Genomic DNA, 18,552 nt, shown 5'->3' with positions numbered 1-18,552 from the left:
ATTGTTTATTTATTTCGCAAATTACGGATAAATTGTTTAAATATTTTCTCATCAGAATAGCTTAAGACATTTTTCGCATAAATATTTTCGCCAAATTTTGCCACTAAAACAAGGGCGACCGCTTGCAAAGCAAGGGCAATATAGGCATCACTATATGAAGAGACTTCCGTTGCCAAACGACTCGGCATAAACGTTGATGAGATAAAGGGCAGATAACTCAAAACTCTCGCAATGATATTGTTAGGAATGCTTGACGTGATGACACTACTCATATAGCCAATCATTGACAGATACACAATCGGTGAAACCGCTTGCTGAACTTGACTTTGATCATTAACAAGACTAGCAATAATCGCCGTCAAAAAGAGATAAGCTGGGATAGAAACCAAAATCATGAGGATAGCAAACACTAGGAAATTAAGGTCAACGCCATTTACCATTTTTAGAACGGATTTAACTGTCTCATTTCCTTTCAAAACAAGGCTAGCCACAAGACCTAAAACAATATAAAATAAGATATGTGTTAAAACAAGCAAGGTAACACCCAAGATTTTTCCATAATACTGCACTTTAGCACTTGTCGCAGCAAGTAAAGTCTCCATAATCCGACTTGACTTTTCATTAGAGATTTCTTGTGCAACCATTTGCGTATACGCCATAAGTAATATGAAGATGAAAACCGAAACGATAACAGAAATCATATAATTCGCCCAATTTTTACTATCGCCACCACTAGATTCACCTTTGGCACTCAAAGTTTTCATAGTCAAATCAGCTGGTGTTTGTAAAATGACTAAATCTTCAGCACTCAGATTCAGCTGAGCTGCTTTTTCTGCCAAATCAATCTGTGATAGAACGGTTTTGACAGTCGTTTCATTAAATTTTGTCGTTCCATCAGTTGACGTTACCAAGGTATATTTATCATCTGATTTGACCAGATAACCGTCAATTTTCCCATCAATTATTTTTTTCTTTGCCGTCTCGACATCAGCAACTTCTGAGAGTTTCGCATCTAACAATTTTCCAGATTTGAGTGTTTGCACAAGCACTGGATTATCAACAATCGCAAGGTTCGCAGGTGAATCACTCGTTGTTTTTCCGATAATAAAACTAAGAATCAAAATAACGACTGGAAAAAGCAAAGGACTTAAAACCGTTACCCAAAAACTCGGTGTTTTGATTTTCGAGCGGTAAACTTGTCCCGCGACTAATTTGAGTTGTTTAAACATTTTCAGCGACCTCCTTACGGAAAATTTCATCAAGCGTTGGCGGTGATTGCACAAAAGCCTGAACGTAACCATTTTCAGTAACTTTTGTGAAAATATCACGACCGACACTTTCATCAGCGATATGAATCATGCGCCCCATCCCTTGTTTTTCAATCGACTCAACGCCGACAATCGCCGACAGCTCGCTATCTGAGACATCACTTTCGACATAAACTTGCGTGCGCCCAAAACTATCTCGAATACCATAAACATCGCCTTGCAGCACAGTTTCGCCAGCTTTCAGCATGGTCAGATTATCACTAAGCAACTCAACCCCACTCATATTATGACTTGAAAAAATAATCGCAGCACCATTTTCTTTGAGTGTTTTGATTTCAGACATCAATAGGCTTGTATTCACTGGATCGAGACCAGTAAAGGGTTCGTCAAGAATCAGAAAATCAGGTCGGTGCATCAAAGTCGCGATAAATTGAACTTTCTGCGCATTCCCTTTAGACAAGGCTTGCACCTTATCCGTTACTTTACCAACAACTTCAAGACGTTCCATCCATTTCGCCAGTTCCGACTTCGCCTCAGCACGTTTCATACCATGCAATTCAGCAAAATACAAAATCTGTTCTTCAACAGATAATTTCTGATAAAGTCCCCGTTCTTCTGGCAAAAAACCAATTCTTTGCTTAATTTCTTGAGTAATCGGCGCACCATTCCAAGTAATCTGACCTTGGTCAGCCTTGATAAAATCCAAAATCATCCGAAAAGTCGTCGTTTTTCCCGCACCATTTTGCCCAATCAAGCCCATAATTTCACCCGATTTAACGGTCATATTGAGATGATTAACAGCGGTCTTATCACCAAATTGCTTGGTAATATTTTTTAATTCTAACAAATTGTCGCTCCTTTTTTTAAAATGTGCAAATCTGAATTTTTAGAAATACCCCAAGTACTGTTATATCAAAAAATAAAAGATATTGCTTGAATTGACTATATTTTTTTTCTTATTTTCTAAGACGAATAATCCGATAACCAAGGATTAGATAAAGTAAAACTATCATTGGTACCGGTTCAAGCACCACAGGCTGCCAGAGCAATGAAACAAGTGATAAAATGATTAACAAACTCATCATGAAAATACCAATATGCGTATAAACTTTTTGCTCCAACAACTTTCGTCGCTCATCTGTGCATCTAAGTCTGGCAGCACGCAAACGTTTAGGCGACAATAAAAGTCTGATTATCCAAATCACATAACCAATCAAAAAACTGCCACTACCAACTACACCACCCCATACACCTCTTTGCCTTTCTCCTGTTGACATAATAGCAAAGATAACAAACATCATCTCAAGCATTACCACGTTCAGACAAGTCAGTAAAAGATTCTTCTTATAGTCACTATCCGTTTTTATATTTTTCTTAAATAAATACTTTAACATTGATTTCCTATTCTCCTAAACTCTATAAATAAGCAGATACTAATAACAGATTTTCTTTCACTAACTGGCTTTCCGCCATTTTAAGTCGTTCAGCATGTAGCCGCTCATCTGTCAGCGCCACTCGTTGCTGATGAAGAGGTTTGGGATTTGAGATGAGCAAGATAACATCGATACTGTTTACAATTAGCATGACGATTGCAGTATACACAAAACCACTGTCCTTACCAGAATAAAAGACAACTAGCAACAGCCCACTAAGCCTTAGAAATGTAATTGCTAACCAAAAGAGTTGATAGGTTTTGAAGTCACTATCCGTTTTGACATTTTTTAAGACTAAATATTTAAACATTAATTTCTCACCATTCAATTATTCCATGCCATATCAGAAAATTTGATGCTACAAAAACCAGTCCCAAAGCAAAAATAGTGGTTATTTCAGTCACTTCATCTTTTGATAAATCACTTTTCTTTTTACCAATTTTAAGTGTCATTTTCTTATCCTCCTTCCTCATCACTAAAGAAAATATCCTCAATCGTTGTCTGAAAATACTGCGCCAATTTATAGGCTAGATTCAACGAGGCAGTATATTTTTCTTTCTCTAAGGAAATGATTGTCTGTCTGGTCACTTCCATTTCCTCAGCCAAAGTCTCTTGCGACACACCATATTGCTTACGGTATTCCTTGATTTTATTAATGGGACACCTCCTCATTTTTGTACAGTTAGCTTTACGTAAAATAAACTATACGTATAGTTTACTATACATTTTCAACCTTGTCAACAATTTTTTGCAAAAAAAACGAACTTTTTCAAGTCCGTTCTCAATCAAAACTTATTTAACTTCTTCAAAATCCCCATCAACAACATTATCATCCTTAGGCGCATCACCAGCAGTTTCAGCACCCGCAGCGGCTTGTTGCTCAGCAGCAGCTTGTTCGTAAAGTTTAACAGCTAGCGCTTGTGCTTTTTCGTTCAAAGCCTCAAGTTTTGCTTTCATATCGTCAAGATTATCAGATTCTTGTGCCGCTTTCAACTCATCAAGCGCAACTTGTGCCGCATCACGCTCAGCATCAAAGCCTTTGCCTTCAGTTTCCTTGATTGTCTTTTCAGTCCCAAAAATCGTGGCATCAACCTCATTTTTAAGGTCAACTTCTTCCTTACGCTTAGCATCCGCCTCAGCATTTGCCTCAGCATCTTTCATCATTTTATCAATTTCTTCATCAGACAGACCAGAGTTTGATTGAATCACAATCGTTTGCTCTTTTTGCGTGCCCATATCTTTCGCCTTAACAGACACGATACCATTTTTGTCAATGTCAAATGTTACCTCGATTTGTGGCACACCACGCGGTGCAGCTGGAATGTCAGAAAGTTGGAAACGACCAAGCGTTTTATTATCCGCAGCCATTGGACGTTCTCCTTGAAGAACATGAATATCTACCGCTGGTTGATTATCAGCCGCAGTTGAGAAAACTTGCGATTTAGAAGTCGGAATCGTCGTATTACGGTCAATGAGTTTTGTGAAAACACCACCCATTGTTTCAATACCAAGCGACAATGGTGTCACGTCAAGCAAAACAACATCTTTGACATCACCAGTAATCACACCACCTTGAATCGCCGCACCCATGGCAACAACTTCATCAGGGTTGACTGATTTGTTAGGTTCTTTAGACGTTTCTTTTTTAACAGCCTCAACAACCGCTGGAATACGCGTTGAACCACCAACAAGAATGACCTCATCAATTTCAGACGCAGAAAGTCCCGCATCAGAAAGCGCCTGACGAACTGGTCCTTTTGTACGCTCAACCAAATCATGTGTAATTTCATCAAATTTCGCACGCGTTAAAGTCACTTCCAAATGGAGAGGACCCGCATCGCCCGCAGTAATAAACGGCAAGCTGATTTGTGTAGATGTCACACCAGACAAGTCTTTCTTCGCTTTTTCAGCCGCATCTTTCAAACGTTGCAAAGCCATTTTATCATTGGCAAGGTCAATACCATTGTCTTTCTTAAACTCAGCCACCAAGTAATCAATGATTTTTTGGTCAAAGTCATCGCCACCGAGCTTGTTATCTCCCGCAGTTGCAAGAACATCAAAGACACCATCGCCGAGTTCAAGAATTGATACGTCAAACGTTCCACCGCCAAGGTCAAAAACAAGGATTTTCTCATCTTTATCAGTCTTGTCAAGGCCATAAGCAAGCGCCGCTGCTGTTGGTTCATTGACGATACGTTCAACTTCAAGACCAGCAATTTTACCTGCATCTTTTGTCGCTTGACGTTGGGCATCGTTGAAGTAAGCTGGCACAGTAATGACCGCTTTTTCAACTTTTTCACCAAGATAATCTTCAGCAAAACCTTTGAGATATTGGAGAATCATAGCTGAGATTTCTTGCGGTGTATATTCTTTACCATTTGCCGCCACTTTTTCAGCAGTTCCCATTTTAGATTTGATTGAGATGATTGTCTCAGGATTGGTTACCGCTTGGCGTTTTGCCGCCTCACCAACGATGATTTCACCATTTTTAAATGATACAACTGATGGTGTTGTGCGGTTACCTTCTGGATTGGCAATAATTTTAGCTTCGCCACCTTCAAGCACTGCGACTGCTGAGTTTGTTGTACCTAAGTCAATACCGATAATTTTAGACATTTTTTCTACCTCTTTATTTTTAAATTTTTTAGTTTGAATTTCTATATAGTTTAACGTCATTTCGGACAAAATAGTTTATTTCGTTAATCTCTCACAACAATTTTGCCAAATGGTGCTAGACAAATGCCCACCATTTTCAACTGTTGCACAGCAAAGGGAATCCCGACAATCGTAATTGCTAGGCAAAAAGCGCTGACAAGATGTGTTATTGCCAATTCCCAACCAAATAGGACGAACCAGATGACGTTGACAAGGAAACTCACGCTACCACCTTGATTTTCAAGATGTTTGCCAAATGGTGCAAAGCCAAAACTTGCGATTTTGAAACATTGCATACCAATGGGAATCCCGACAATTGTCAGACACCAAAGTAGCCCTGCAATTGTCCAACTTAGCCACGAACTAAGACCACCAAAGATAAGCCAGATTAGATTACCAATCAACCTCATTACTGCGCTACAACAACCATGGCTGGGCGTAGAATACGATCATGGAGAACATAGCCTTTTTGGAAAACTTGTGTAATCGTATCCGTCTCCGCATCACTTTCAACAGTTTGAATCGCCATATGAAAATTGTGATCCATTTTCGTTTCGTTTTCAATGATCTCAATTTCGGTCACGCCTTCTTCTTTAAGCGCATTGAGCAAACTTTCTTGCGTCATCTCAAGACCTTTTTTCACATCATCTGTCAAACCGTCAACTGCAAGTGCACGTTCCAGATTATCCAAACTTGGCAAGATTTTTTTCGCCAAATCTTGCGAGCGATATTTTTGCAAAGTTTGACGTTCCTCATTGGCACGGCGCTGAATATTTTGCATTTCAGCATGCGCTTTGAGATATTTATTTTCCATCTCATCTAACTTGGCTTGTAATTCCGCTACTTCGTCGATTTCTTCGTCTACAATTGCCTCAAGAACCGTTTCATTTTCAAGTTCTTCGTTTAATTCTTTTTCGATGTCTTGTTTTTTCTTTTTCTTAGACATTTTCTCTCCTAAATCATTTCATAATGGTTACCGTCAAGATAACGGTAGTAATCTGTCAGTTTCATAGTTAATATCTTTGCGACAAGGTCCATGGTGGAGACAACTTTTTGATAGTTGAGATCCACAGGTCCCATCATCGCCAAAGTTCCCAATCCACGATAAGGGACGACAAACTGTTGCGTGATAAGCGTGATATTTTTGGTAATCTGATGATTTTCCGTCAGATTTGAGTCAAATTTGACACTTCTAACTTCATCATCTGACACCATATCACGTATTTCATGAATAATTGCCTCATCATCCATGAGAATTTTGTAAAGTGAAACCACATCATCAGAATACTCCAATAAATTTTGCCGTCCCGATGAAATCAGCGTTTCCTTGAATAAATCAGCAAAGACATGCTCAAATAACTGTAACACATCATTTGTTATCGCAAAATACTTTTGGGCAACTTGTGGAATTTCTGTCAACAAGGAATAATGAATATCCAAAATCTTCTTGCCAACCAAGCGCTCGTCAGAAATAAACTTAAACGTTGTCAAATCATCCAGCGACATTGAGCGCGGCAAAATAAACTGAATAGTCTTAACAAGCCCTGTATCCAAGGTTAAAACTGCCATTGCCGAATGACTATCAAGTTGCACAATATCGAACTTCGACAAGACTTGATTTTTCATGGAAACATTGAGGACAAATCCCGAAAATCCTGTTAAATCAGCAAGTATTTGCGCCGCTCGCTGATAAAGAACATCCAACCTATAAAACTCGCCATCAAAATTTTTCATAACCTGATAAACATCGTTATTATCAAGTTTACCTGGTTTCAAAAAGTTTTCAACAAAATATTTATAGCCTATCACACTCGGGACACGACCAGACGATGTGTGCTCTTTTTGAATAAAGCCTAGCTCCTCCAAACGCTTCATATCATTTCTGATTGTTGCGCTAGAGGCTTTGATTGACGCAATGAGCGCCTTTGAGCCAATCGCTTTATGATTTTGCGTATAAAGCGAGATAATCATATTAAGAATTTGTTGTTGGCGCTTGGTTATCACGTTCTACACCTCTTTTTTAGCACTGTATTTAGCACTCTTAGTTGCTAAGTGCTAACTACATTATTATTATATAATTCTACACTTTTTTTGTCAAGAGAAAAGCATAAAAAAATTAGCACTCTTTTATATTGAGTGCTAATTTTTTAAATTTACTTTTCTTTCTTAGTACTTTCAGTCCCTCTAGCCGTAATGAAAACATTGACAAAACTCACAAACATTACGACAAAAACAAACCATTCCGTAGAATCTGCCCCAACAACAATAACGTAATAAACAAAATTACATACAATGATGAAAACAAAAAATAGCAAGGCATAAATGGCAAAATGTCGGAACTTAACCAGTAAAGCGAGAAAAGCAACCAGTAAAACAATATACGCCAAAAATTGCACATTCGTCATTGAAATCGTCGATTGTAATTTGAAAGCTTGAAAAACATTGAGAATTGATTCGTAAACAAAATTGAAAATTTTCAAATTCGGCAAGATACTGTTAATCATTGTCCAAGTTGCATAAATCAACAAACCAATATTGGTTATGACAATACTTGTCGGGGTTTTTCCTGAAAACATGAGACTTTTTTGCTCCTATAACTATTTATTTATGAACTTATTTTCACTCAAACATCAATTTTGCCATTTGAAAAACATGAAAAGATGATGACCTTTCGGCAAAAAGTAGTCATTTTTTCAGCAATTCAAGATAATTTTCAAGCGTTAATTGATGTGCCGTGATATATTTGGCATTTTCAACACCAACATAACGAAAATGCCAGTCCTCGTAACCCACACCCGTGCTATCAGTGCCACCTTCTGGGAAACGTAGGATAAAGCCATATTCAGGTGCAAGTGCAGCAATTTCTTTAGCTGTCTCTGATTCATTGAGAGCATCAATATCTGAAAGGTCAATCGCAAGACCTGTCTGATGTTCAGACATACCTGGTGGCTGTGAATAAGTCTGAACAATTTTTTCAGCTGCCTCACGATCTAATGAGAAATCAGCTGCCATTTCTTCTTCAACATATCCATTATATAACTCACTTTGGTAGTCTACACTACGATAGCCTGAGATAAAGTGTTCTGACGGATTGATTTCTTGCGCTGCCGTTAAAAAGTTTTCGGCTGCTGTGGCAATTCGTGAATCAACAAAAATATTGCCGAGTTCTATCAGTTCAGGATTCATCTCGTCCTTAGGATTCTCCCGATTGACCAAAACCAACTCCCAGTCTGTTTTTTGACTATCAGGAAGTTCATCGCCCGTTTTTTCTATTGGTGTATCTGTTTCTGGGGTCGTTGTTTGAGAGGCTGATGAATTTTTAACTGACTGCTCTGTTTTAGACGTTTGAGAGCCTGTCGCCTTATCTTTTTTAGTTCCTAAACCTCGAACTGCAAATATCACAACACATATGACCAAAATAAGAACAAATAATGTCCCAAATATCCTACCATAATGTGGTTTTTTCATTCTGTCACTACGTTTACGTTGACTCCGTTTATTCTGCATCTAAAATCTCCCTTCCGAGCTCGCGATAACTCATATCGCCCACCTCGTGAATCATAAAATTACCATTAAAATAAGTTAAGCGTGTCACTGAACCATTATCCAATCCTAAAAATTTCGGTTGATGACTATCAATCAATTTGATAAAAGTTGCAATCGTCATGCCATGACTGACAATGATGATATTTTCAGCACCAGTTTCCTCAGCTTTTTTAGCCGCATCAAAAAAGCCATCTAAAATCCGCTTCCTCAGAACCTCCCATGGCTCTGCCCATCCTGCTGTGTCTACTTCAAGAATACCATTAGCAATATCTTGATAGGTCAGCTCCTCAAAAGTTTTCCCTTTGTAAGCATCTGTTCGCGGCAAAACGCCGTCGAAAAGTTCACCGTCAAAACCGCCATCAAGACTACCAAAACACCACTCACGCAGACGTTTATCCATCTTGTAAGGAATATCTTCATTTTCCGAATACTTCAAAACATAACTCATCGTTTGAATTGTGCGCCCACTATCAGACGAATAAGCACGGTCAAATCTGATATTTTTCGCCCCAAATCCGACGCCAAGCTCCTTAACACCAAGCTCTCCAAAGGCTGTTAGCGGTGTATCTGACCACCCCTGTGCCCGACCAATAGTGTTAAACATGGTTTTTCCATGCCTCACTACATATACATTTACCATTTATTTTATACTCCACTTTGAAAAAGCGTTCTTTTATATAGTTTAACAAAAAAAGAAGAAATTCGCTATCTTTTGTGATCTATTCTTTGTAAAAATTTCTATTTTATCTAATTTTTAAAACTATGAATCGGCGCTGGGATATGTCCACCACGTGCGATAAAGGCAGCAGAAGATTCTTTGTGAACTGGCATGACTGGCGCTGTGCCAAGTAAACCGCCAAATTCAATTTGCTCACCTACTTTACCTTTTGGAATGACCCGAACAGCTGTCGTTTTCATGTTAATCACGCCAATCGCTGCCTCGTCAGCAATCATGGCAGAAATCGTTGTCGCTGGTGTATCTTCTGGAACAGCGATCATATCCAATCCGACACTACAAATCGCAGTCATCGCTTCCAGTTTTTCAAGATTGAGCACACCAGCATTTACCGCAGCAATCATGCCTTCGTCCTCAGAAACGGGGATGAAAGCGCCTGAAAGACCGCCGACTTGGTTGCACGCCATGACACCGCCTTTTTTAACTTGGTCGTTGAGGAGGGCAAGCGCCGCCGTTGTGCCGTGCGTGCCGACCATTTCCAGTCCCATCTCTTCGAGAATGCGGGCAACGGAGTCACCAACTGCGGGTGTTGGGGCAAGCGATAGGTCAACAATGCCGAACTCGACACCTAGACGTTCGGATGCCATTTTACCGACAAGCTGCCCCATACGCGTGACTTTGAAGGCTGTTTTTTTGACCACTTCGGCAACCACGTCAAACGATGCACCACGCACTTTTTCAAGCGCACGCTTGACAACGCCAGGACCTGAAACACCAACATTGATAACAACATCAGCCTCGCCGACACCATGAAAAGCGCCTGCCATGAATGGATTGTCCTCAACAGCATTGGCAAAAACGACAAGTTTGGCACAACTCATATCGTCAAGTTTCGCTGCAGCAACAATGACTTCACCAATATCACGGACTGCGTCCATATTAATGCCTGTTTTAGTCGAGCCAACATTGACCGAACTGCAGACAAAATCAGTCGCCGCAAGGGCTTTTGGAATCGAGTCAATCAGAATTTTATCGCCTTTTTGGTAACCTTTTTGCGCAAGTGCCGTGAACCCACCGATAAAATCAATACCGATTTCTTTGGCAGCACGGTCAAGCGCCAAGGCAAATGGCGTGTAGTCATCACTATCTGTCGCAGCACCGATAATCGCAATCGGTGTCACACTGACCCGTTTATTGATAATTGGAATCCCAAGTTCATCGCCGATTTCGTTGCCAATTTTAACCAAATCACGCGCCTTTGTTGTTATTTTTTGATATATTTTCTCGCACGCACAATCAATATCGCTGTCAATACAATCAAGAAGTGAAATTCCCATTGTAATCGTTCTGATGTCAAGATTTTCCTCTTCAATCATGCGAATTGTTTCAAGAATTTGAGTTTGTTTCACGTCGTTTCCTTTCTGGAATCTATATTTCTTACAATTGGTGCATCGCCTCGAAAATTGCCTCGTTCATGATTTTAATGTCAACTTTTAAGCTTTGACCCAATTTTTCAAGATTTGCCTTAACGTCAGCAAAATGGTGGGTTTCGTCAATTTCAACGACCATATTCATGGTGAAAAAACCGTCCATAATCGTTTGCGAAATATCAATAATATTGATTTCGAGTTCACTCAAACGAGTTGAAACGCCCGCTACAATTCCTGTTTTGTCCTGTCCGATAACTGTTACAATCGCGCGCATTTGATTCTCCTTTAAACTATTTTAATAACTCGTTCAAACATGAAAACGAGTCTATCATCACGTTAAATAATATTATACCATAATTTCCAATAAGTTGTTTGAAAATTTTGTCATTTACTTGTGAAAATTTGCCTAATTCTTGATTTCAGAACCATTTTCCTGTATAATAAACTTATCGTCGGATGGGAGCTTAGCGCCCTATTCCAGTACTGATTAAACAGAATAAAATCTGAACGAGATAGCTTTCAGTTGTCTCGTTTTTGTTTTAAGGTGCAAGCATTATGCAAAGTTTTAAATAACGCATTCGACTTGCTCTGATACAAGCTGCTAAGCAATGTCATTGGAAAGGAAAAACATGACTTTTAAAACTTTTCTCAATTTCACGCGCATTCAAACCCTCCCTGCTGCGCTTTTGTCGCCCATTGCTGGCGTGATTTTTTCACTTTATTATTTCCAGAGTTTTCATCTCCTACCGACTGTCCTGTTTTTCATCGGCTTGACTGCCATTAACCTCTTTGTCAGCGCCTGGAACAACCTCATGGACTATCAAAAGGCGCTTGACCCCCACTACAAGACACACGAAAACATCCTCTCAACGCGCCATATTGCGCCCAGTCTTGCGCTAAAGATTTGTCTCGCCCTCCTTGCTGTTGACGTGATTGTCGGCATTGCTGTCGTGCTTACGACCAACCTCGCCATTCTCCCTGTCGGCGCGCTTTGCTTTATCATCGCCATTTTCTACACTTTCGGCCCATTCGCCTTTTCCCGATTTCCACTTGGGGAAATGTTGGCTGGCTTTGCAGAAGGCATCTGTGGTTTCTTTTTCGGCATTTATATCAATTCCTTTGATAAAGGTTATTTTTCACTAAAATTTGACAAACTCATGCTGACACTTAACATGGATTTGGCGGTGCTGTTACCAATTATCTTGGTCGGTATCATGTGTTTTTGTATGAATTTTAATGTAATGTTAGCTGACAATATCTGCGACCTCACACAAGACGAAAAAAATGGTCGCCTAACTTTACCACATTTTATTGGCATCCCAAATGCGCTCAAATTATTTGTTGGCATGTATCTTTTGGCTAGTGTTTGTGTTTTGCTTGCCATCATTTTTGGCATACTACCAAAAACAGTCCTTCTAATGTCTCTGTGTACACCACTAATTCTGCGACATGTAATGAAATTTCTAAAAAAACAAGATAAAAGAGAGACTTTCATCTTGTCCATTCGGAATTTAATGATTTTTAATGGTAGTTTGGCATTGAGTATTGCTGTTGCGTTGGTTTTTAGATGAGATTTTGCTGCTATGTGCAAAGTTTTTATTTTATCTAAATATTTAGAAGTTGGTTTCATCGCTGAAAAAACCTTAAAACAAAAAATAGCTAAACTTTTTCAATCAACAGGCGAAAACTCTCGAATCAGCGCCTCAGCACATTTCAAACCATCAATCGCAGCTGAGACAATGCCACCTGCAAAGCCTGCTCCTTCACCACTCGGATAAATGCCAGTTGTTGAAACAGATTGAAAACTTTCCTCGTCGCGATTAATTCTCAAAGGCGAAGATGAACGTGACTCAACACCTGTCATCACAGCATCAGCCATGGCAAAGCCGTGCAATTTTTTATCAAATTCAGTCAAAGATTCTCGCATAGCAACCGTGATATAATCTGGAAACAAGTCTGCCAGATTCGTTGGTTTCACACCCAAACAATAACTCGGTACAACGCTTTCCATAGCTGTTGAGGGCTTATTTTGGAGAAAATCGCCAACTAATTGGGCTGGCGCTTGATAGGTACTTCCACCAAGCTCAAAGGCTTTTTGCTCTAATTCTCGCTGAAAATCAATGCCCGCAAGCGGATGATGACTTGGAAAATCTTCTGGAAAAACTTGCACCAACAAGCCGCTATTGGCATTTTTTTGGTCACGTGCCTGTTCACTCATACCATTTGTTACCAAATGCCCCACTTCAGATGTTGACGGCACAACAAGTCCACCAGGACACATACAAAAGGTGTAAACACCACGACCATTACTCGCTTTATAAGTCAAACGATATTCCGCAGCGCCTAGTTTTGAATGACCTGCAAATTCCTTATACTGCGCCTTGTTGATTACCGTCTGCGGATGTTCAATTCGCACACCAACAGCAAAAGGTTTCGCCGTCATCTGAACGCCATTATCATAAAGCGCATGAAAAGTATCGCGCGCACTATGGCCAATCGCTAAAATCGCTTGTTGACAAGCGATTTCTTCACCTGAATCAAGTTGTACGCCTGTTAGTGTCCCATTTTTCACAGCAAAATGCGCCACTTGCGCATTAAAACGAATCTCGCCACCAAGTGCGATAATTGTTTCACGCATATTTTTGACAATATCTCGCAACAGGTCAGTTCCGACGTGCGGATGTGCCTTATAAAGAATCTCCTTTGGCGCACCGTTATTGACCAATTCTTGCAAAACCTTACGACCACGCAAGTCCTTAACCCGACTGGTCAGCTTGCCATCTGAAAATGTCCCCGCACCCCCCTCGCCAAACTGAACATTTGAGTTTGGATTTAACTCGCCTGTCGTCCAAAATCGCTCAATTGACTTAACACGCGCCTCAACCGCCTCGCCACGTTCAAGCACAAGCGGTTTATAACCCATTTGCGCAAGGAGCAAAGCTGCATACATGCCAGCAGGGCCAAAACCAATGACAAGCGGTCGATTTTCCAACTTTTGCTTGCCAATTTTAGGATTTTGATAGGTCAAATCAGGAGCAAGCGCAACATTTTTCAACTTGCCAGTCAGAAATTTTGCCTCGTCCTTAACCTTAACATCAACAGTGTAGATAAAATTAATCTCGCCACGCTTTCTCGCATCAATTGATTCCTTGTAAATTCTGAACTCTAAAATTTCATTTGGTTTGAGTTTCAATTTGCGGGCAACTAACGTTTTCACTTGACCGATGTCGTCGTTGATTGACAGTTTGATTTGTGTTATTCTTAACATTATTTTTCCTTATTTCAATTTAACTCAAATTGCATCACAACAGGATTATGATCACTTGATTTAAAATAATTTTGAATGGTTTGAATGCTTACATCCTTAACATTATTCGTGACAAGAAAACCGTCGATAATGCCAAGCGTTGAGGTATCACCGTAAACTGTTCCATTACTCCGAACAGACGGCGCATTGGTCGGGGCAACAACGCGCATATTCGTCGCCATTTTTTCGGTTGGCAATACTTTCATCCAAGTCAACTCAGGATGCGCCTTACCTGTCAACACATGGTTATAGTCGCCACCACAAATAACATAATCGCCATTGTCAGCGTGCAGTTTCATATTGTCAAAAAGTTTGGTCAGCTGCGCAACTTGAATCACTTCATCTTTGATAAATGCCGACATGTGAACATTGTAAATGTAAAGTTTCTTGCCATTTTCAACAGGAATTTCACTTGCACTAAAGGCACGGTCAAGGTCAAGAAACTTATTGAAATTTTTCTCAATCGGCAAGCTAAAACGTGTTGATTTTGTCATCTCAGCTTTTGAGAGTGTCAACAAGCCTGACTTCGCCTTACCAATTGGCTTGGTCACAGGATAAAAAAGATAAGCTGAATCATAGTTATTAGCAAAAACGCTACCATACGCTGCATTTTCCTCAGTAAAAAAGGCTGGCTGGTCAACTTTAAATGATCTATCTCCCTCATAATCAACCTCTTGCAAGGTCACAAAATCAGGATTTTCAGCTTTTATCAAGCTATTGCTCTCCGCCAGATTTGCCAAAACATCAGCTTTGGAACGCGCACGCGATTCCTTACCACCCGCCATAAAAAAGGTGTAATCTGCAGGATAAGCACCATAGCCAATATTAAAAGTCATGATTTTATAAGACTTATTCGGCAAAATTTGCTCATGGTTAGCCACATTTTTGACCACCAAATTCTGATTATCGGGCAAACGATGGTATTGAATAATAACATAGGCAACATAACCAGCAATGACAATAAGAACGAGTACAATTAGACTTAAAATACTTTTTATTAATTTCTTCATTTCTTAATTATAACAAAAAAATTTCCAAACAGCTTCAAATAAATACAGAAATTTTTTGAAAAATATGATATTGTCATCATAAGCAAGTTTTAATAAAAGCATTGTCAACTATTCTAAATAGTCATAGTTCAAAAATAAAAATCTCCGAACAGCCATAAAAAGCAAAAATTGTTCGGAGATTTTTTAAATTATTTTTTAATATTTCCTAAAACGCGCATAACGTGCATTTATCAAGTCATCAACTGAGAGTTTTGAAAGAACTTCAAGTTCAGCAATCAAAGCCGTTTTCAAATGCTCAACCGTATTTTCCTCAGAAATAATTCGATCAATCACGCCATTTGCAAGCAAATCTTTGGATGTAATTTTCAAGAGTTCGGCAGCCTCAGGTGCACGTGAAGAATCTTTCCAGAGAATCGTCGCAAATCCCTCGGGCGACAAAATGCTATACATGGCATTTTCAAGCATCCAAACACGGTCAGCTACTGCCAGAGCAAGCGCACCGCCAGAACCACCCTCGCCGTTGATAATGGCGATAATCGGCACTTTGAGATCGCTCATCTCAAGCAGATTGCGCGCAATCGCCTCACCCTGCCCACGCTCCTCAGCGCCAGAACCCGGAAAAGCGCCCGCCGTATTGATGAAAGTAATAATCGGACGACCAAATTTTTCCGCCTGTTTCATGAGCCGCAAAGCCTTGCGATAGCCCTCGGGGTGCGGTTGCCCAAAATTACGGTCAAGATTATCTTGCAGACTCTTCCCTTTTTGAATGCCGACAATGGTCACAGGACGTCCAGCAAGACTAGCAATGCCGCCAAGGATAGCACCGTCATCTCTGAAATTACGGTCTCCGTGAAATTCGATAAAATCATCAAAAATCTGTCTCGCATAGTCCAAAGTCGTCAATCTATCTTGACTGCGTGCCAGTTGGACAATTTTATTTGCTGTTTCAGCCATTTACTCGTTCTCCTTATCATGCAATGTCAAAATTTGACCGAGAACCTCAACAAGCGCCGTCCGCTTGACAATCTTGTCAACAAAACCATGAGCCTGTAAAAACTCAGCCTTTTGAAAATCATCTGGCAGATTTTCTCGCACCGTCTGCTCAATCACGCGCCGTCCAGCAAAGCCAATCAAAGTCTGCGGTTCAGCCAAAATAATATCACCAAGCATAGCAAAAGAAGCCGTCACACCACCAGTTGTTGGATCAGTCAAAACAGTGATATAAAGTAAGCCCGCATTAGAATGGCGCTTAACTGCTGCCGAAATTTTTGCCATTTGCATGAGACTCATAATGCCCTCCTGCATGCGCGCACCACCCGATGCCGTGAAAATAACGACTGGCAATTTTTCAACCGTCGCATATTCAAACAGACGTGTGATTTTTTCCCCGACAACCATGCCCATAGATGCCATGATAAAATTCGAGTCCATAATGGCAAGCGCCGTTTTCTGACCTTTTATCGTTGCAACTCCTGTCAAAACAGCCTCATCAAGACCAGTTTTCGACTTAGCTGTCGCTAACTTTGCCATATAATCTGGAAAATCTAAGGGATTAGTCGTCTCAATACCTGTAAACAATTCCTTGAAAGAGTCCTCGTCCGCAACAATTGCCAAGCGTTCTAAAGCAGAAATCCTAAAATTGTAACTACAAAACGGACAAACTTTTTCTCGCCCCAAATCTTTGGTATAAATCGTATACTTGCAACTCGGGCATTTGGCAAAAAGCTCATCTGGCACTTCTGGTGTCGCATTTTGCGTATCAAGCCGTAAATGATTAGGTTTGATACGGATATATTTATTTTTTTTCTTAAATAATGCCATTAGCTATATCCTCATCACTTAGATATTTCGGCAGAAATGTTTCGCCAAGAAAAGCTGTATCGTAATCTCCAGCAACAACACGGTGGTCAGAAATCAAGTCCATTTGAAAATCAGTATTGGTCTGAACACCCTCAACCTCAAGCTCAACAAGGGCACGCTGCATTTTCATCAGCGCCTCAAAACGATTTTCCCCATGAACAATGATTTTTGCAATCATACTGTCATAATACGGCGGAATCGTGTAGCCTTGATACATAGCAGAATCAACACGCAAGCCAACACCACCTGACGGCAAGTACAAATCTGTAATTTTACCTGGACTTGGGGCAAAATTAAACTTAGGATTTTCCGCATTAATGCGACATTCAATCGCATGACCTGTAATTTTAATATCATCTTGCGTGAAATCAAGCGGTTCTCTAGCAGCAATTTTTATCTGATTTTTGACAATATCAACATTGGTTACAAACTCAGTGACAGGATGTTCGACTTGTATCCGTGTGTTCATCTCCATAAAGTAAAACGCACCAGATTTTTCATCAAGTAGAAATTCAATCGTTCCCGCATTTTCATAACCAACATGCGTCGCCGCGGCAACTGCTGCAGCACCTATTTTGCCACGTAAAGTATGACCAATCGCAATTGACGGTGCCTCTTCCAAGACTTTTTGATTGTTACGTTGCAAAGAACAATCTCGCTCGCCCAAATGGACGACATTACCATACTCATCAGCCAAAATCTGTACTTCAATATGACGCGCAGGGTAAATCACGCGCTCCAAATACATCGCACCATTGCCAAAAGCGGCTTTTGCCTCGGCTTGAGCTGACTCAAAATTCGGCAGTAATTCCTCTTTGCAAGTTACCTTGCGAATGCCCTTACCACCGCCACCTGCTGATGCCTTGAGCATAACTGGATAACCAATCTTTTCAGCAATTTCAAGCGCCTCACTCGCACTGTAAACCTCGCCGTCAGACCCAGGAATGACCGGTACATTTGCCGCAATCATCTGCGCTCTAGCATTGATTTTATCGCCCATGGTATCCATGACTTTGGCAGACGGTCCGATAAATTTCACGCCAACTTCTTCACAAAGATTGGCAAATTTCGAGTTCTCGCTCAAAAAACCAAAGCCAGGATGAATGGCCTCAGCTTTCAAAGTCACAGCTGCCGAGATGATTTGGTGCATGTTGAGATAAGACTCACTCGCTTTAGCAGGACCAATACAGACCGCCTCATCAGCAAGCAAAGTATGCAAGGCATCTCGATCCGCCTCAGAATAGACAGCGACCGTTGCAATACCTAACTCACGCGCCGCACGGATAATCCGTACCGCAATTTCACCACGATTGGCGATTAATATTTTTTTAAACATAATTTACTCTTTTTTATTAATTGCCATTTCA

Annotated in this window: 21 protein-coding genes; 1 reads left to right on the top strand and 20 read right to left on the bottom strand. The window is 40.3% G+C overall.

Going from position 1 to position 18,552, the window contains the following annotated elements:
* Nucleotides 1-5: 5 nt before the first annotated feature.
* The 15 genes from Hs30E_RS01175 to Hs30E_RS01110 all read right to left on the bottom strand — a co-directional run bounded on the left by Hs30E_RS01175 (nucleotide 6) and on the right by Hs30E_RS01110 (nucleotide 11,282).
* Complete coding sequence (locus tag Hs30E_RS01175; RefSeq protein WP_172207365.1) at nucleotides 6-1,229, bottom strand: ABC transporter permease; 1,224 nt, start codon at nucleotides 1,227-1,229, stop codon at nucleotides 6-8.
* A complete protein-coding gene (locus Hs30E_RS01170; protein ID WP_172207364.1) occupies nucleotides 1,222-2,115 on the bottom strand; it encodes an ABC transporter ATP-binding protein in 894 nt (297 codons plus the stop codon). Before Hs30E_RS01170 ends, Hs30E_RS01175 begins: the two co-directional genes overlap by 8 nt.
* A 109-nt stretch (nucleotides 2,116-2,224) precedes the next feature.
* Entirely contained in the window at nucleotides 2,225-2,662 is a 438-nt protein-coding gene (locus tag Hs30E_RS01165) for a hypothetical protein (protein ID WP_172207363.1), read from the bottom strand.
* Between the two features lie 22 nt (nucleotides 2,663-2,684).
* Nucleotides 2,685-3,011, bottom strand: a complete 327-nt coding sequence (locus Hs30E_RS01160) for a hypothetical protein (protein WP_172207362.1) — start codon at nucleotides 3,009-3,011, stop codon at nucleotides 2,685-2,687.
* A gap of 7 nt (nucleotides 3,012-3,018) precedes the next feature.
* Nucleotides 3,019-3,153, bottom strand: a complete 135-nt coding sequence (locus tag Hs30E_RS11365; RefSeq protein WP_267130223.1) for a hypothetical protein — start codon at nucleotides 3,151-3,153, stop codon at nucleotides 3,019-3,021.
* A gap of 4 nt (nucleotides 3,154-3,157) precedes the next feature.
* Nucleotides 3,158-3,373: a helix-turn-helix transcriptional regulator gene (locus Hs30E_RS01155; RefSeq protein ID WP_172207361.1), complete on the bottom strand. Its 216-nt coding sequence runs from the start codon at nucleotides 3,371-3,373 to the stop codon at nucleotides 3,158-3,160.
* 120 nt (nucleotides 3,374-3,493) lie between these two features.
* Nucleotides 3,494-5,317, bottom strand: a complete 1,824-nt coding sequence (dnaK, locus tag Hs30E_RS01150; RefSeq protein ID WP_172207360.1) for a molecular chaperone DnaK — start codon at nucleotides 5,315-5,317, stop codon at nucleotides 3,494-3,496.
* Nucleotides 5,318-5,400: 83 nt separating this feature from the next.
* Complete coding sequence (locus tag Hs30E_RS01145) at nucleotides 5,401-5,766, bottom strand: YccF domain-containing protein (protein ID WP_172207359.1); 366 nt, start codon at nucleotides 5,764-5,766, stop codon at nucleotides 5,401-5,403.
* Complete coding sequence (grpE, locus tag Hs30E_RS01140; RefSeq protein WP_172207358.1) at nucleotides 5,766-6,302, bottom strand: nucleotide exchange factor GrpE; 537 nt, start codon at nucleotides 6,300-6,302, stop codon at nucleotides 5,766-5,768. The genes Hs30E_RS01145 and grpE overlap by 1 nt, the downstream gene beginning before the upstream one ends.
* A gap of 8 nt (nucleotides 6,303-6,310) precedes the next feature.
* Nucleotides 6,311-7,360 carry a heat-inducible transcriptional repressor HrcA gene (gene hrcA, locus Hs30E_RS01135; RefSeq protein ID WP_172207357.1) on the bottom strand — a complete coding sequence of 350 codons (1,050 nt, stop codon included), beginning with the start codon at nucleotides 7,358-7,360 and terminating at the stop codon, nucleotides 6,311-6,313.
* 149 nt (nucleotides 7,361-7,509) lie between these two features.
* Nucleotides 7,510-7,932, bottom strand: a complete 423-nt coding sequence (locus Hs30E_RS01130) for a hypothetical protein (RefSeq protein ID WP_172207356.1) — start codon at nucleotides 7,930-7,932, stop codon at nucleotides 7,510-7,512.
* Nucleotides 7,933-8,041: 109 nt separating this feature from the next.
* Nucleotides 8,042-8,824: a M15 family metallopeptidase gene (locus Hs30E_RS01125; protein ID WP_432205778.1), complete on the bottom strand. Its 783-nt coding sequence runs from the start codon at nucleotides 8,822-8,824 to the stop codon at nucleotides 8,042-8,044.
* 28 nt (nucleotides 8,825-8,852) lie between these two features.
* Entirely contained in the window at nucleotides 8,853-9,542 is a 690-nt protein-coding gene (locus Hs30E_RS01120; protein WP_172207353.1) for a histidine phosphatase family protein, read from the bottom strand.
* 107 nt (nucleotides 9,543-9,649) lie between these two features.
* A complete protein-coding gene (locus Hs30E_RS01115) occupies nucleotides 9,650-10,987 on the bottom strand; it encodes a PFL family protein (protein ID WP_172207352.1) in 1,338 nt (445 codons plus the stop codon).
* Between the two features lie 28 nt (nucleotides 10,988-11,015).
* Nucleotides 11,016-11,282: an ACT domain-containing protein gene (locus tag Hs30E_RS01110; protein ID WP_172207351.1), complete on the bottom strand. Its 267-nt coding sequence runs from the start codon at nucleotides 11,280-11,282 to the stop codon at nucleotides 11,016-11,018.
* A gap of 355 nt (nucleotides 11,283-11,637) precedes the next feature.
* On the opposite strand from Hs30E_RS01110, the gene Hs30E_RS01105 reads away from it, so the two are divergent.
* Nucleotides 11,638-12,579, top strand: a complete 942-nt coding sequence (locus tag Hs30E_RS01105; RefSeq protein WP_172207350.1) for a UbiA family prenyltransferase — start codon at nucleotides 11,638-11,640, stop codon at nucleotides 12,577-12,579.
* 98 nt (nucleotides 12,580-12,677) lie between these two features.
* Here Hs30E_RS01105 and Hs30E_RS01100 read toward each other — a convergent pair whose 3' ends face one another.
* From Hs30E_RS01100 to accC, 5 genes are all read right to left on the bottom strand, one after another.
* On the bottom strand, nucleotides 12,678-14,276 hold the full coding sequence (locus Hs30E_RS01100; protein WP_172207349.1) for an NAD(P)/FAD-dependent oxidoreductase: 1,599 nt from the start codon (nucleotides 14,274-14,276) through the stop codon (nucleotides 12,678-12,680).
* Between the two features lie 14 nt (nucleotides 14,277-14,290).
* Nucleotides 14,291-15,325, bottom strand: a complete 1,035-nt coding sequence (locus Hs30E_RS01095; RefSeq protein ID WP_172207348.1) for an endonuclease/exonuclease/phosphatase family protein — start codon at nucleotides 15,323-15,325, stop codon at nucleotides 14,291-14,293.
* Between the two features lie 195 nt (nucleotides 15,326-15,520).
* Nucleotides 15,521-16,279 (bottom strand): acetyl-CoA carboxylase carboxyl transferase subunit alpha, encoded by a 759-nt coding sequence (locus Hs30E_RS01090; RefSeq protein WP_172207347.1) that lies wholly within the window; start codon nucleotides 16,277-16,279, stop codon nucleotides 15,521-15,523.
* On the bottom strand, nucleotides 16,280-17,146 hold the full coding sequence (gene accD, locus Hs30E_RS01085; RefSeq protein ID WP_172207346.1) for an acetyl-CoA carboxylase, carboxyltransferase subunit beta: 867 nt from the start codon (nucleotides 17,144-17,146) through the stop codon (nucleotides 16,280-16,282).
* Entirely contained in the window at nucleotides 17,133-18,521 is a 1,389-nt protein-coding gene (accC, locus tag Hs30E_RS01080) for an acetyl-CoA carboxylase biotin carboxylase subunit (RefSeq protein WP_172207344.1), read from the bottom strand. The genes accD and accC overlap by 14 nt, the downstream gene beginning before the upstream one ends.
* Between the last annotated feature and the right edge of the window lie 31 nt (nucleotides 18,522-18,552).

This window comes from Pseudolactococcus hodotermopsidis (genome assembly GCF_011170085.1).
Classification (GTDB): Bacteria; Bacillota; Bacilli; order Lactobacillales; family Streptococcaceae; genus Pseudolactococcus; species Pseudolactococcus hodotermopsidis.
This window is presented reverse-complemented; position numbering and strand designations above follow the sequence as displayed.

Excerpts from the sequence above, each read along its gene's own strand:
- Hs30E_RS01175 (WP_172207365.1), bottom strand. The coding sequence starts at position 1,229 with ATGTTTAAACAACTCAAATTAGTCGCGGGACAAGTTTACCGCTCGAAA.
- Hs30E_RS01165 (WP_172207363.1), bottom strand. The coding sequence starts at position 2,662 with ATGTTAAAGTATTTATTTAAGAAAAATATAAAAACGGATAGTGACTAT.
- Hs30E_RS01160 (WP_172207362.1), bottom strand. The coding sequence starts at position 3,011 with ATGTTTAAATATTTAGTCTTAAAAAATGTCAAAACGGATAGTGACTTC.
- Hs30E_RS11365 (WP_267130223.1), bottom strand. The coding sequence starts at position 3,153 with ATGACACTTAAAATTGGTAAAAAGAAAAGTGATTTATCAAAAGATGAA.
- Hs30E_RS01155 (WP_172207361.1), bottom strand. The coding sequence starts at position 3,373 with ATGAGGAGGTGTCCCATTAATAAAATCAAGGAATACCGTAAGCAATAT.
- dnaK (WP_172207360.1), bottom strand. The coding sequence starts at position 5,317 with ATGTCTAAAATTATCGGTATTGACTTAGGTACAACAAACTCAGCAGTC.
- Hs30E_RS01145 (WP_172207359.1), bottom strand. The coding sequence starts at position 5,766 with ATGAGGTTGATTGGTAATCTAATCTGGCTTATCTTTGGTGGTCTTAGT.
- grpE (WP_172207358.1), bottom strand. The coding sequence starts at position 6,302 with ATGTCTAAGAAAAAGAAAAAACAAGACATCGAAAAAGAATTAAACGAA.
- Hs30E_RS01130 (WP_172207356.1), bottom strand. The coding sequence starts at position 7,932 with ATGTTTTCAGGAAAAACCCCGACAAGTATTGTCATAACCAATATTGGT.
- Hs30E_RS01125 (WP_432205778.1), bottom strand. The coding sequence starts at position 8,824 with ATGAAAAAACCACATTATGGTAGGATATTTGGGACATTATTTGTTCTT.
- Hs30E_RS01120 (WP_172207353.1), bottom strand. The coding sequence starts at position 9,542 with ATGGTAAATGTATATGTAGTGAGGCATGGAAAAACCATGTTTAACACT.
- Hs30E_RS01110 (WP_172207351.1), bottom strand. The coding sequence starts at position 11,282 with ATGCGCGCGATTGTAACAGTTATCGGACAGGACAAAACAGGAATTGTA.
- Hs30E_RS01105 (WP_172207350.1), top strand. The coding sequence starts at position 11,638 with ATGACTTTTAAAACTTTTCTCAATTTCACGCGCATTCAAACCCTCCCT.
- Hs30E_RS01100 (WP_172207349.1), bottom strand. The coding sequence starts at position 14,276 with ATGTTAAGAATAACACAAATCAAACTGTCAATCAACGACGACATCGGT.
- Hs30E_RS01095 (WP_172207348.1), bottom strand. The coding sequence starts at position 15,325 with ATGAAGAAATTAATAAAAAGTATTTTAAGTCTAATTGTACTCGTTCTT.
- Hs30E_RS01090 (WP_172207347.1), bottom strand. The coding sequence starts at position 16,279 with ATGGCTGAAACAGCAAATAAAATTGTCCAACTGGCACGCAGTCAAGAT.
- accD (WP_172207346.1), bottom strand. The coding sequence starts at position 17,146 with ATGGCATTATTTAAGAAAAAAAATAAATATATCCGTATCAAACCTAAT.
- accC (WP_172207344.1), bottom strand. The coding sequence starts at position 18,521 with ATGTTTAAAAAAATATTAATCGCCAATCGTGGTGAAATTGCGGTACGG.